Below are 13,117 nucleotides of genomic sequence, written 5' to 3' on the forward strand. Positions count from 1 at the left end.
CGCTGTCAGCCTACCTACCTGTGTTTCACGCCGCCTGCGGGAAGAAGATCGCGCGGGCCGGATCGAAGCCGTAGGCGGCGCGGAATTGTCCGGCGTCGCTGGCAAGCTGTTTGACGCTGTTCAGGATGAAGTCCACCTTGTCCGGCGTCAGCAGCACCGAAAAGTTCAGGCGGGTGAAACCGGGCTTGGCCATTTCGTCGCCGGAGAGGATCGCGGTGCGCAGGCGGGCGGACTGGGCTTCGTCGATATCCAGCAGGCGGTGCACGTAAGGGCCGGCGCAGGCGCAGCCGCCGCGGGCCTGGATGCCGAAACGGTCGCTCAGCATGCGGGTCACCAACTGCTGGTGCACGAAGCCACCTTCGCCATCGCGCACCCGAAAGGAGAAGATCGGCAGGCGGCCGGCGTCACGGGGCCCGAGCAGTTGCAGGTCGGGGTGATCCTGCCAGGCTGCGAAAGCCGCAGCGGTCAGTGCGGCGTTGCGCGCCGCCATGCAGTGCTCACCGATCGCATCCTTGACGAGGAAGGCAAGGGCTGCGCGGATATCGCCCACCACGTTCGGCGTGCCGGCCTCCTCGCGCGCCTCCAGGCTGTCGGCATAGTCATGGCCGGTGGAGGAGACGAATTTCACCGTGCCGCCGCCGCTCCAGCTGGGGGTCCTGGTCTCGACGGCGTCGCGGCGCAGGATCAGGATGCCGGACGCACCGGGGCCGCCGATGAACTTGTGCGGCGAGACCACGATGGCATCGATCTCGGCATCCGGTGCGGGCCGCATGGCGATCGGCAGATAGGGGCCGCCGCCGGCATAGTCCCAGATCATCTGCGCCCCGGCCCGCTTCACCAGCCGGGTCACGGCCGCGACATCGGTGACGATGCCGGTGACATTGGAGGCGGCGGAGAAGGAGCAGATCACCTGATCGAAGCCGCGGGAGGCGGCCAGCGTTTCGGTGAGCGCCTCGCGATCCGGGCCACCTTCCGGCCCTTCCGGCAGTTCGATGATGTCTGCACCCGCCTCGCGCCAGGGCAGGATGTTCGAATGATGCTCATAGGGGCCGATCAGCACGCGGGTGGATGTTTTCGCCGCACCGAACAGAGAAACCAGCCGGTTGATGCCGGCGGTGGCGCCAGAGCCCGCAAAGATCACCGCATGGGCCGCATCAGCACCGCAGAGACGGCCAATCACGGCGCGGGCCTCGCGCCGCAGCCGTGTCATCATGCCGCCGCACCAGGAGGCTTCGGTATGGCTGTTGGCGTAATAGGGCAGCACCTCGGTAAGGATGAACTGTTCCACCTGCATCAGCGCCCGGCCGGAGGCCACGTAATCGGCATAGACCAGCGGCTTGTCGCCGAAGGGACCGCGCACCATGGCATGCTGGCCGATCAGGCCGGCGCGCAGATGCTCGATGATATCATCCCGCTGAAGGCGCTGGCGAAACTCAGCCAGAAGCTCCGTCATCTGTCCATCTGCCGTGGCCATGCGTGTCGTTTCCTTTTTTGCCGCTTCGACAGCATAGGCATTGCGCCGGTGGGACTTCATCTCCTATCTTTGCGTGAAACGGGCAAATATTGGGTCAAATGAACGACAAAATCATCAAGATTGACGCGATTGATCGACGCCTGCTGACGGCCCTGCAGCGCGACGGCTCTCTCTCGCAGCGCGATCTCGCCGAACAGGTGGGGCTGTCGCAAAATGCCTGCTGGCGCCGGCTGCAGCGGCTGCAGGAGGCGGGTGTGATCCGCGGCTCGCAGACCGCCGTCGATCTGCCGGCGCTGGGGCTGGATCTTACCGTGTTCGTGATGATCCGCACCCGCCACCATTCGCGCGAATGGGCGGAGAGCTTCCGGCAGCACGTGGAGAAGCTGCCGGAAGTCGTTGACTTTTATAGAATCGGTGGCGACTGGGATTATCTCCTGAAGGTCGTCACCAATGGCATGCGCGGCTATGATGCCTTCTACCAGAAGCTGATCACCGGCTTCGATTTTTCTACCGTCACCGGTTTCTTCTCGATGGAAGCGCTGATGCAGAACCGGCCAACGGACCTGACGCGGCTCTAAACCGGCGCCCGTCAGCCGGAAAGGGCGCCGGCCGTGGCGTGAAAGCGGATATGGCAGGTGCCATTTTCCTGACGCTCCACCGCGGCCTCCACGCCGAACACCTCGGCGATCAACCGCTCGGTCAGGACCTCCACAGGCGTTCCGAGCGCCACGAGACGGCCGGCCTGCATCACGGCGATGCGGTCGCAGAACAGGGCGGCGTGGTTGAGATCGTGCAGCGCAGCGATCACCGTCAGGTCCAGCCGGCGCACGAGATCGAGAATGCCGATCTGGTGGCGGATGTCGAGATGGTTGGTCGGCTCGTCAAGCAGCAGAAGGCGCGGCTCCTGCGCCAGCGCCCGGGCAATGTGCAGCCGCTGGCGCTCGCCGCCGGACAGCGTGTGCCAGCTGCGGGCGGCCAGATGCGTCATGTCCACCTGCGCCAGCGCACGCGCAACGATCGCGTCATCGCGTTCGGACCAGGGCTGGCCGAGGCCGAGATAGGGCGTGCGGCCGAGTTCGACGGCCTGCCGCGCACTCATCCGCTCAGCCGTCTCGGCCTGCTGCTCCACCAGCGCCAGCTTCTGCGCGAGATGACGGCGCGACAGGGCGGAGAGCGGCACACCGTCCAGTTCCACCGTGCCGCGGCGCGGGCGGCGTAAGCCCGCCAGCATGGCGATCAGGCTCGTCTTGCCAGAACCGTTCGGGCCGATGATGCCGAAAAATTCGCCGGGTTCGGCCGAGAGCGATACGCCATCGACGATGGTGGCGGGGCCGACCGCCCAGGTCACCTCCTTGGCAGCAAGCCTCACAGCCGCGTCCTCCTCTGGCTCATGATCACGGCAAAGGCCGGCGCCCCGAACAGGGCGGTCACCACGCCGATCGGCAGCACCTGACCCGGCACGATGATGCGCGAGAGAATATCGGCAAGAATCATGAACACGGCGCCGACGATGGCGGACGCCGGCAGCAGCACGCCGTGGCGCACACCCACCAGCATGCGGGTGGCATGCGGAATGACAAGGCCGACGAAGCCGATCGAGCCGACCAGCGCCACCATCACCGCCGTCATCATCGCGGTCACGCCGATCAGCAGAACATAGGTCCGGCGCACCGCAATGCCGAGCGAGGCGGCGGAATCGCGGCCGAAGGCAAAGGCATCCAGCGCGCGGGCCTGCGAGAAACAGAGCGCGAGGCCGACCAGCGCCGCCGGCAGCGCCAGCGTCACATCCGGCCAGCGCACGCCGGACAGATTGCCGAGCAGCCAGAACATGATGCCGCGCGCCTGTTCCGCATTGGCGGCCTTGGTCACCACGAAGGCGGTCAGTGCATGAAACAGCTGCGAGCCGGCAACGCCCGCCAGAATGATGGCCGCCGCCCCGCTTCCGGCCCGCCAGGCGAGCAGGCTGACAAGACAGAAGGCGATCAGCGCACCGGCAAAGGCGCCGAGCGGCAGGCCGACCAGCCCGCCGCCGATGCCGAGGATCGCGACCGACACGGCGCCCGTGGAGGCGCCGGCGGAAATGCCGAGCACGTAGGGATCCGCCAGCGGATTGCGCAGCAGCGACTGCAGCACCACGCCCGACAGCGAAAGCGCCGCCCCGCAGCAGGCGGCCACCACCACCCGGCTCAGCCGGTAGCTCCAGACGATGCCCTCATCGATGGGATCGAGCGGATAGGCGGCATGAAACAGCCGGTTCGCCACCGTCTTTGCCACCACGTCGAGGGGAATGGCCGTTTCGCCGATCGCCGCCCCCAGCCAGAGGGCGGTGGCGAGAAGAGCCACCGCAGCCAGCGTGAAGGACGCGCGGGTCGACAGGCGCCTCACCGTCACCGGCCAAGGCCCGATTTTGCAATGCCGTCGGCAAGCGCCTCGATGCCGTCGATGGTGCGCACTGTCGGGTTCATCGTTTGGGCATCGAGTTCCACCACATGGCCCTCGCGCACCGCCGGCATCAGGCTGGTCACCGGATCGGTCTTCAGGAAGTCCCGCTTGACGGCGATGTCATCGGCGGGAAAGCGGCGGCGGTCCATGCTGGCGGCCACGATCAGGGTCGGATTGGCGCGGGCAATGGTTTCCCAGCCGATCGTCGGCCATTCCTCGTCGCTGTCGATCACGTTGCGGATGCCGAGCGCCTGCATGATATAGCCCGGCGCGCCGTTGCGGCCGGCAACGAAGGGATCGGTGGCAAGCTTGGCGCTGGAAAACCAGAAGACGGCCGAGATGCCCTTGCCCGCCGCGGCAACCTTCGCACGGGCCGCCGCCTCGCGGGCCTTAAGCTCCGCCACCACGGCCTCGCCGCGATCCTGCACATCGAAGATGGCGGCGAGATCGCGGATCTCCTGATAGACGAGGTCCATGGTGAAGGCCTCGACGCGCACGCCATCGCCGCCGCCGGAATTGTCCTTGCCGATGCAATCGGCCGGCGAGGTGTAGACCGGTACGCGGAGATCCTGAAACTGCGCCACCGTACCGACCGTACCCTTCGGCCCGACATGCCATTGATATTGCACGGCGACCAGATCCGGGCGCGTGGCAATGACGCGCTCGAAACTCGGATCGTTGTCGGCCAGCCGCGGCACTTTTGCGTTGATCGCTTCATACGGCTTCAGCACCGGCCCCACCCAGACGGCAGTGCCGACCACGCGCTCGCCAAGGCCGAGCATGTAGAGAATTTCGGCGCTGTTCTGGCCAAGCGCCACGGCACGCTGCGGCGCCTTCTGGAAAGTGACGGCCTGCCCGCAATTCTGCAGGGTCAGCGGATAGCTGGTCGCCGCGGCGAAGGCGGAACCGGCGGACAAGAGACCGGCGGTGATCGAAAGGCCGAGAAAGCCTGTGCGCAGGCGCGATGCGAAAGCGTGGTTCATGATGTTGAAAAATCCCGGAAAGGCCAAGAAAGGCAGAGAAGAACAGTCAGCGGGGGCCATCAGCCGTGGCGCCGACAGGATAAGATCAGCAGTCCGGGGATTGCCGGAAAAGCGGGCGGGCATCCGCCGCCGCAAGGGTCAGTCATAACAGGCTCCTGTTCCGGGCATCCCCGCCCGTGACGTTGGACATGATCGATGGCAGGTCTCCTGGCTCACGGTTCAGCGCCTCTCATCTGCCTTCCCGCGCGGCTCAGGCGCAGTGGCATGATGCCTTCAGGCATCACGAGGATGATCGGCAACCGCTTACAGTTGCGGGGGCAGCCACGGCCTTGATCCCTTGAAAAAAGGACGCACCGTGTTCCCTATTAATCCCTCTGGCCGCGACCGGCGCCGAGGGAACCATCGGGCGGAGTTAATCCGGCGGAAGAGCCGGCGTCAAGCGCAAGGCTATGGCGGAAGAGGCAGGATGCGAAGTCATCGTCACTCGATACCCATGTAATGTAATATCATTACGAATAGCCTGTATGGGTTCGGATGTCCAGCGATCCATAATGCGCTTCAGGCAGATTGCTGTGGAAGGCCCTCCCGCCCACCTCACGGCAATACGCAAGCAGACTTGGCGGCATGACGAGGGGGAGGAAAAAGCCGAGCATGCATCATGAAATACGCATGTAATTCCGCGTTGTCGCGCAGCCCCTTTACACGCCATCAAGCGAAGTTTACCAGAGGATTCGGGGGATCTTCACGAAAGACCACGGTGCCTGCTGGCGCGCGGACAACAGTTTGCCTTGTTTTGCTGTTCATGCGGCGAAACGGGCCGGCTTGCCTCACCCAATCTGTGGCGGATGCAGGAGGCATTCAGGTTCGTGTCAGCTTTTTGAAGCACCAGCGGAGGTTCGCATGCAGGGCACCCCGATGTGCCGTTCGTGAAGGGTCAATTGCCTTGAGTTTCCATGTCTTCTTCGCCAGACGTCCGCGTCTTGGTAGCGTGACGCTCAGCATCATTGTCGCGCTCTATATTCTGGTGCTCCTCAACCAGACCTTCTGGTCGCAGTCGCTGACGGTGCTATCCGGCCAGCATGTGGCGCTGGCGGGTCTTGCCGTGGCCCTGACAGGGGCCTTCATCGCCTTTTTCGTCAGCTTCTCGGTCAAATACCTGATGAAGCCGCTGCTTATCTTCTTTGTGTTCATCGCAGCGGGAGCCGCCTGGTTCATGGATCAGTTCGGCGTCATCATCGATTCCGACATGATCCGCAATGCGGCCGAGACGACGAGCGCAGAAGCCGGCCACCTGATCACCGCCGGCTATCTCCTGCACATGGCGGTCTATGCCGTGCTGCCCTCTCTTCTGATCGCCTGGGTGCGCGTCGCCCATCGCACCTTCCCGAGGAAGGTGATGATGAATCTCGCAGTCATCGTGCCTGCACTGTTGGTCTTCGGGGCAGCCGCGCTGGCCAATGCCGGCACCTATGCCTTTACGATCCGCCAGAACCGGGAATGGTTTGCAACGCTCAATCCCTTCATGCCAATCGCAAACGCGGTCGCATACCTGGAGAAGCTGAAGCAGGAGCGTGGCATCGTGGTGCAGCCCTATGGCACCGATGCCAAGGTGGCCGATGGCGCAAAAGCGAAGGACCGCAAGCCGCGCGTCACCATCATCGTCGTGGGCGAGACCGCCCGCGGCTCCAATTTCTCGCTGGGCGGCTACGAGCGGCTCACGAACCCCGAGCTTGCCAAGCGCGACATCTTCTATTTCGACAAGGCGCAGAGCTGCGGCACGGCCACCGCCATTTCGGTTCCCTGCATGTTTTCGGGCCTCGGACGATCCGATTACAGCCATGCAGGCGCGCTGGAACGGCAGAACCTGATGGACGTGCTGGTGCATGCCGGCATCCGCGCCGAATGGTGGGACAACAATACCGGCAGCAAGGGCGTTGCCGCCCGCATTCCCTACAAGGAACTCTACCGCTCGACCGACAGCCGCTACTGCGAAAACGGCGAGTGCAAGGATGACATCCTGCTCGACCAGTTCGACGCGTGGCTGTCGTCCGTGACCGGAGACAGCGTGCTGGTGCTGCACCAGCTTGGCAGCCACGGTCCGGCCTATTATGCACGGTATCCGGATGCCTACCGCACCTTCCAGCCCGATTGCCGCAGTGCCGAATTCTCCAAGTGCCACCGGCCGGAGATCATCAACGCCTACGACAACAGCATCGTCTATACCGACCACATCCTCGCAACGATCATCGACAAGCTGACCGCCGTCGAGGGCAAGGTGTCGCCCAGCATGATATACATGTCGGACCACGGCGAATCGCTCGGCGAAAAGGGCCTGTTCCTGCATGGCGCCCCCTGGGTCGTGGCCCCGGAACAGCAGACGCACATTCCCTTCCTGCTATGGCTCGGAAAGGATGCGAAGGCCGGCATCGATACCGCCTGCATGGACAGGCGCAAGACCGAGCCGGTGTCGCATGACAATCTCTTCCACACGGTGCTTGGCCTGATGCATGTTCAGACCAAGGTACGTGAGGCCGAGCTCGACCTGACGGCAGCCTGTCCGCCGAAGCCGGCAAGCTGACAAACAAGCGCCCCCGGCCCGCCGCCTCGGCCTACTCCGCGGCGGCGGCGAGCTTTGACTGGCGCATGTCGCCACGGTCGCGGCTGTTGAGATGCCAGGAGAAGGCCTCTTCCAGCAGATGCGGCGTGTGGCCGCCGCGCGCGGATGCACGCTCGAAATAGCTGCGCAGCGCCTCGCGGTAATCGGGATGGGCGCAGTGCTCGATGATGCGTTCGGCCCGCTCGCGCGGCGCAAGCTCGCGCAGGTCCGCCAGTCCGTTTTCCGTCACGATGATATCGACGTCATGCTCGGTATGGTCCACATGCGGCACCATCGGCACCACGGAGGAAATACGGCCGCCCTTGGCAAGCGATTTCGTCACGAAAATCGAGAGATAGGCATTGCGGGCGAAATCGCCCGAGCCGCCGATGCCGTTCATCATGTGCGTGCCGTTCACATGGGTCGAGTTGATGTTGCCGTAGATATCGACCTCAAGCGCCGTGTTGATGCCGATGACGCCGAGGCGGCGGATCACTTCCGGATGATTGCTGATTTCCTGCGGGCGCAAAACCAACCGGTCCTTGTAGCGGCGGAAATCCGCATAGACGCGCGCGGCACAGGCCGACGACAGCGTGATCGACGAGCCGGAGGCAAAGCTCAGCTTGCCGGCCTCAAAGAGATCGAAGGTACTATCCTGCAGCACCTCGCTATACATGCGCAGGTGATGGAACGGCCCGTCGGCAAGGCCGGACAGCACCGAATTGGCAATGGTGCCGATGCCGGCCTGCAGCGGGTTCAGCGTCAGGTCCAGGCGCCCGAGGCGCACCTCCTCCTCGAAGAAGCGGATCAGGTGGCCGGCAATCGCGCTGGTCTCGGCATCGGCCGGCTCAACGGTCGAAAAACTGTCCTGCTCCTGCGTGATGACGATGGCGGCGATCTTCTCCGGATCGACCGGGATATAGGGCAGCCCTGCCCGCGTATCGCAGCCCACCACCGGGATCGCCTCGCGCGTCGGCCGCTTCGTCGGAATGTAGATGTCGTGCAGGCCTTCCAGATCGAGCGTCTGGCTGAGATTGATCTCGATGATCAGCTTCTTCGCCAGAATAGCGAAGCTTGCGGAATTGCCGATCGAAGTGGACGGAATGATGCCGCCATCCAGACGGATCGCGGCCGCCTCGATGATAGCGTAATCAATTGGTCCAAGCTGGTTCGAACGCAGATGTTCGACGGTTTCCGAAAGGTGCTGATCAACGAACATCACCTCGCCGCGGTTGATTGCGGCGCGCAGCGTCGGATCGGTCTGGAACGGCATGCGGCGGGCAAGCACATGGGCTTCCGTCAGCATGCGGTCGATATCATGGCCGAGCGAGGCACCGGTCAGCAGCGTGATCTTGAACGGGTCGGTCCTTGCCCGTTCCGCCATGGCGACCGGCACGGCCTTGGCATCGCCGGCGCGGGTAAAGCCGCTCATGCCGATGATCATGCCATCCTGAATGAGGCTCGCGGCCTCCTTCGGCGTGACGATCCGGTCCAGAAGGGAGGGGCGTCTGATGCGATCTTCCAGCATGGTCTTGTCCTGCGTTGTGTCCTGACGGTCCATCATGTTTTCCTCCCGACCGTGACCTTAGCGGCGGATCGCGGCCTCACCTTGACCGAAATCAAGGACGCTGCCCGATGGTACGGCGGGGATGGGCGCATCGAGGGCGCAACCGGAACGGCGCTTTGCCCGCCCGCCCGTAATCTCCCTCTGCCGTGACGCGCAGACAGACGCTTCCCAAAACGAGGCTTGATCTCCTGCAGATCTCGGCTATTGCCAGAAGTCCCAGCGGACGCCGTCCGCCGGAGGCCAGACCACACGATGGGCCCGCAACGGGCCTGAACGAGAGTGATGACGATGAAGAGCTATGTGCTGACCGTTTCCTGCCCGACCTCCCGCGGCATCGTCGCCGCGCTTTCCGGCTATCTGGCGGAAAAGGGTTGCAACATCGTCGATTCCTCGCAGTTCGACGATTTCGATACGCAGACCTTCTTCATGCGCATCTCCTTCATATCAGAGGAAGGCATCGATGGAGCAAGCCTGATCCAGGGGCTGAAGCCGATCGCGGAAAAATTCTCCATGCAGGCGGACATCTTCGATGCAGCCGAGCGGATGAAGGTGCTTCTGATGGTCTCGCGCTTCGGCCACTGCCTGAACGACCTGCTCTACCGCTGGCGCATCGGCGCGCTGCCGATCGAGATCGTCGGCGTCGTTTCCAACCATTTCGACTACCAGAAGCTGGTGGTGAACCATGACATTCCCTTCCACCACATCAAGGTAACGAAAGAGAACAAGCCGAAGGCCGAGGCCCAGCTGATGGATCTGGTGGAGCAGACCGGCACGGAACTGGTGGTGCTGGCACGCTACATGCAGGTTCTCTCGGACGATCTCTGCCGCAAGATGTCCGGCCGCATCATCAACATCCACCACTCCTTCCTGCCGAGCTTCAAGGGCGCCAACCCCTACAAGCAGGCCTATGAGCGCGGCGTGAAGCTGATCGGTGCCACCGCCCACTACGTCACCGCCGACCTCGATGAAGGCCCGATCATCGAGCAGGATACCGTGCGCGTCACCCATGCGCAGTCGCCGGAAGACTATGTGTCGATGGGCCGCGACGTGGAAGCGCAGGTGCTGGCGCGGGCAGTGCACGCCCATATCCATCACCGCACCTTCATCAACGGCAACCGTACCATCGTCTTCCCGCCGAGCCCCGGCTCCTATGCTTCCGAGCGGATGGGCTGACGTAGACCGCGCCCGACTTGCCACGCTGAAACGGGTGAGCTCGGCCCCTCAGGCAGATCGCAGCATCAGGGGAATGCAGAACCGAATTCGGGAGGGACGCCGAAACGTCACCTCCCGTGCCGCATCTCCCTGGGGAAGGGGATGATCTTTTCGCGCCAATTCGGCGCAGGATCGGGCGTCCGCAATGGACTTCGGATAGAAACGACGCAATGTGACCAGGGAAACAGACTTGGGAAAACGCAATTCCTACAGAACTGAGAGCACAAATGTGTCACAAACTCAGGAAGTCAACAATCAAAAAATGAAAAGCATGCGTCACCGGATTTGATCCTCGAAACGCTCGCGACACAGGTTCAGCCCGGCCCGCCGAACACCGACCATCCGGTCTTTGCCGCCAGCATTTCCAGCGCCAGTGACCCGATCAGCGAGTTTCCATTGCGGTTGAGGCCCGGCGACCAGACGGCAACGGAGGCCCTGCCCGGCGCCACCGCCAGAATGCCACCGCCGACCCCGCTCTTGCCAGGCAGGCCGACATGATAGGCAAAGTCGCCGGATCCGTCATAATGACCGCAAGTCAGCATCAGCGCGTTGATGCGCCGCGCCCGCTGGCTCGAAACCACCGTATGGCCGGTCAGCGGATTGCGCCCGTTTCCGGCAAGAAACAGGCCGGCGCGGGCAAGCTGAACACAGTTCATCGCCAGCGCGCACTGGTGGAAATAGACACCGAGGACATGATCGACCGGATGCGTCAGCTTGCCGAACGACTTCATGAAATGTGCCAGGGCCTCGTTGCGATGGCCCGTTGCCGCTTCTGAACGCGCCACCGCAGGATCGATGCCGATGGTTGCGTCATCCGCCAGATACTGCACGAAGCGGACGATTTCACCGATCGCCTCGCGCGGCGTGTGGCCTGCCATCACGAGATCACTGACGACAATCGCCCCGGCATTGATGAAGGGATTGCGCGGCTTGCCGTTCTCATGCTCCAGTTGGACGATGGAGTTGAAGGCCGAACCCGAGGGTTCACGTCCCACCCGGTTCCAGGTAGTCTCACCATGCTTTCCAAGCGCCAGCGTCAGCGTGAAGACCTTGGAAACGCTCTGGATGGAAAAGGCCTCGTCGCAATCGCCCGCCTTGAAGACATTCCCCTCCAGATCGATCACGGCTATACCGAACTTTTCCGGGTCAACCTTGGCGAGTTCAGGGATGTAATCCGCGACCTTGCCTTCGCCGAGACGTGGCTTCAGCGTCCGGTGAATGTCCTCGATGATTGCCTGAAGGTCGCCCGTCACCGCTGCACACATCTCCTTGCCCCAGTCCTGTCGCGCATCTGCACCCTTCTTCTATTGTCCATCCCGCAGTGCAGCGCAAGATGACGGCCAGATCTGCGTCATTCCTCGGGCGGGCCGGACAGGTGGTTCGTTGCCGATGTCTTTACCCGGCCAATCTCGTGCCAGAGACTGGTGATCATTCCAGGATCCACGTCGCTCATCAGATCCCGCAACCAGGCTTCGTGGGCATCCGCCATGGCCGCGAAGGTGCGCAGACCTGCCTCCGTCAGGCGTGCAACGGTGACGCGACGATCATCGCTCGGAGTTTCGCGCACGACGAGGCCGTCAGCCTCCAGCCTTTCGACCAGACCGGTGATGTTGCCGTTCGTGACCATGGTGCGACGCGACAGCTCGCCGAGCCGCAATCCCTGCCGCTCCCGGTAAAGCTGCGCCATAAGGTCAAACTGCGGCAGTGTCGCGCCGAACTCGGCGCGCAGCCGCTTGCGGATTTCCGTCGAAATCAGCTTGGTGGTGGAGAGCATCCGCAGCCACAACCGTGTTTCCGGCTTGTTGCGGCCATGCGGCCCCTCGGCAATGATTTCCAGATCAACCTGCGCGTCGTCCTGCTCGCTCATGCGGCCTCGCTTCCCCCGGCTCTTATCGCTCCAGCTGTACGAACAGGTATTTGAAATGTCAAAGGCCGGCTGCGGCTGCCCACGCCCGGCTGCAAGGCGAGTGAAATCTGCTCCGGGCGGCTCTGGAAACGAGCCGGGTTTTCCAGTTTGACCACCCGATCTGCAAAAGCCTCCCTCGAATCGTCGTACAAACAGCCTATCTTCTCAATCCAATGGAACGGCTATCAGGAGGTTTGCCCTTGTCCCTGCGCATCAACGACATCGCCCCGGATTTCACCGCTGAAACAACCGTCGGCCCGCTCCATTTTCATGAGTGGATCGGCAATGGCTGGGCCGTCCTCTTCTCGCATCCGAAGAACTTCACCCCGGTCTGCACCACGGAACTGGGCGCCATGGCCGGTCTCGAAGGCGAGTTCCGCAAGCGCGGCGTCAAGATCATCGGCATTTCCGTCGACCCTGTGGACAGCCATGCCAAGTGGAAAGCCGATATCCGCACCGCCACCGGCTATGACGTGGACTATCCGCTGATTGGCGACCGTGACCTGAAGGTGGCAAAGCTCTATGACATGCTGCCGGCCGGCGCCGGCGAGAGTTCCGAAGGCCGCACGCCGGCCGACAACGCCACCGTGCGTTCGGTCTACATCATCGGCCCGGACAAGAAGATCAAGCTGATCCTCACCTATCCGATGACCACGGGCCGCAATTTCGCGGAAATCCTGCGCGCGATCGATTCCATCCAGCTGACCGCGAAGCACCAGGTGGCAACGCCGGCCAACTGGCAGCCGGGCGAGGACGTGATCATCACCGCCGCAGTCTCCAACGAGGATGCCATAGCCCGCTTCGGGAGCTTCGACACCGTCCTGCCCTATCTGCGCAAGACGAAGCAGCCAGCCGCCTGAAGCCCTCTTCTACTCTATGCCCCGCAGGTCTCCACCTGCGGGCATGGAACCTGATGCACCAGGACATTCAATATCAC

Annotated in this window: 11 protein-coding genes and 1 riboswitch; of the genes, 4 read left to right on the plus strand and 7 right to left on the minus strand. The window is 63.2% G+C overall.

Annotated features, from left to right (window positions below; translation table 11 throughout):
- Window positions 1–25: 25 nt before the first annotated feature.
- On the minus strand, window positions 26–1,474 hold the full coding sequence (locus F3H95_RS11295) for an aminotransferase class V-fold PLP-dependent enzyme (protein WP_149746044.1): 1,449 nt from the start codon (window positions 1,472–1,474) through the stop codon (window positions 26–28).
- A 98-nt stretch (window positions 1,475–1,572) separates the two neighbouring features.
- On the opposite strand from F3H95_RS11295, the gene F3H95_RS11300 reads away from it, so the two are divergent.
- Window positions 1,573–2,052, plus strand: a complete 480-nt coding sequence (locus F3H95_RS11300; protein WP_149746045.1) for an Lrp/AsnC family transcriptional regulator — start codon at window positions 1,573–1,575, stop codon at window positions 2,050–2,052.
- Between the two features lie 11 nt (window positions 2,053–2,063).
- On the opposite strand, the gene F3H95_RS11305 is transcribed toward F3H95_RS11300, so the two are convergent.
- From F3H95_RS11305 to F3H95_RS11315, 3 genes are read right to left on the minus strand one after another with little or no spacing between them, the layout of a single operon-like run.
- Window positions 2,064–2,843 carry an ABC transporter ATP-binding protein gene (locus tag F3H95_RS11305; RefSeq protein WP_149746046.1) on the minus strand — a complete coding sequence of 260 codons (780 nt, stop codon included), beginning with the start codon at window positions 2,841–2,843 and terminating at the stop codon, window positions 2,064–2,066.
- Window positions 2,840–3,865 (minus strand): iron ABC transporter permease, encoded by a 1,026-nt coding sequence (locus tag F3H95_RS11310; protein ID WP_244617984.1) that lies wholly within the window; start codon window positions 3,863–3,865, stop codon window positions 2,840–2,842. Before F3H95_RS11310 ends, F3H95_RS11305 begins: the two co-directional genes overlap by 4 nt.
- Window positions 3,862–4,875, minus strand: coding sequence for an ABC transporter substrate-binding protein (locus tag F3H95_RS11315; protein ID WP_348530055.1), 1,014 nt, complete (start codon window positions 4,873–4,875; stop codon window positions 3,862–3,864). The genes F3H95_RS11310 and F3H95_RS11315 overlap by 4 nt, the downstream gene beginning before the upstream one ends.
- A 203-nt stretch (window positions 4,876–5,078) precedes the next feature.
- Window positions 5,079–5,318: riboswitch (cobalamin riboswitch) on the minus strand.
- A 524-nt stretch (window positions 5,319–5,842) separates the two neighbouring features.
- Here F3H95_RS11315 and F3H95_RS11320 point away from each other — a divergent pair.
- Window positions 5,843–7,477 (plus strand): phosphoethanolamine--lipid A transferase, encoded by a 1,635-nt coding sequence (locus F3H95_RS11320; protein WP_244617985.1) that lies wholly within the window; start codon window positions 5,843–5,845, stop codon window positions 7,475–7,477.
- A 31-nt stretch (window positions 7,478–7,508) separates the two neighbouring features.
- Here the strand turns inward: F3H95_RS11320 and F3H95_RS11325 are convergent, their stop codons facing one another.
- On the minus strand, window positions 7,509–9,023 hold the full coding sequence (locus tag F3H95_RS11325) for an acetyl-CoA hydrolase/transferase family protein (RefSeq protein ID WP_149746215.1): 1,515 nt from the start codon (window positions 9,021–9,023) through the stop codon (window positions 7,509–7,511).
- A gap of 327 nt (window positions 9,024–9,350) precedes the next feature.
- Here F3H95_RS11325 and purU point away from each other — a divergent pair, with 327 nt between their 5' ends.
- Window positions 9,351–10,235, plus strand: coding sequence for a formyltetrahydrofolate deformylase (gene purU / locus F3H95_RS11330; protein ID WP_143126929.1), 885 nt, complete (start codon window positions 9,351–9,353; stop codon window positions 10,233–10,235).
- 353 nt (window positions 10,236–10,588) lie between these two features.
- Here purU and F3H95_RS11335 read toward each other — a convergent pair whose 3' ends face one another.
- Together F3H95_RS11335 and F3H95_RS11340 are read right to left on the minus strand one after the other, a co-directional pair.
- On the minus strand, window positions 10,589–11,527 hold the full coding sequence (locus F3H95_RS11335) for a glutaminase (protein ID WP_244617986.1): 939 nt from the start codon (window positions 11,525–11,527) through the stop codon (window positions 10,589–10,591).
- 98 nt (window positions 11,528–11,625) lie between these two features.
- The gene (locus F3H95_RS11340) at window positions 11,626–12,141 is read right to left on the minus strand and encodes a MarR family transcriptional regulator (protein ID WP_143126924.1); all 516 of its coding nucleotides are present in this window, start codon (window positions 12,139–12,141) and stop codon (window positions 11,626–11,628) included.
- Between the two features lie 239 nt (window positions 12,142–12,380).
- On the opposite strand from F3H95_RS11340, the gene F3H95_RS11345 reads away from it, so the two are divergent.
- The gene (locus tag F3H95_RS11345; protein WP_143126925.1) at window positions 12,381–13,040 is read left to right on the plus strand and encodes a peroxiredoxin; all 660 of its coding nucleotides are present in this window, start codon (window positions 12,381–12,383) and stop codon (window positions 13,038–13,040) included.
- Window positions 13,041–13,117: the final 77 nt, after the last annotated feature.

The organism is Rhizobium sp. RU35A, assembly GCF_900156005.1.
In the GTDB taxonomy this organism is placed as follows: domain Bacteria; phylum Pseudomonadota; class Alphaproteobacteria; order Rhizobiales; family Rhizobiaceae; genus Neorhizobium; species Neorhizobium straminoryzae.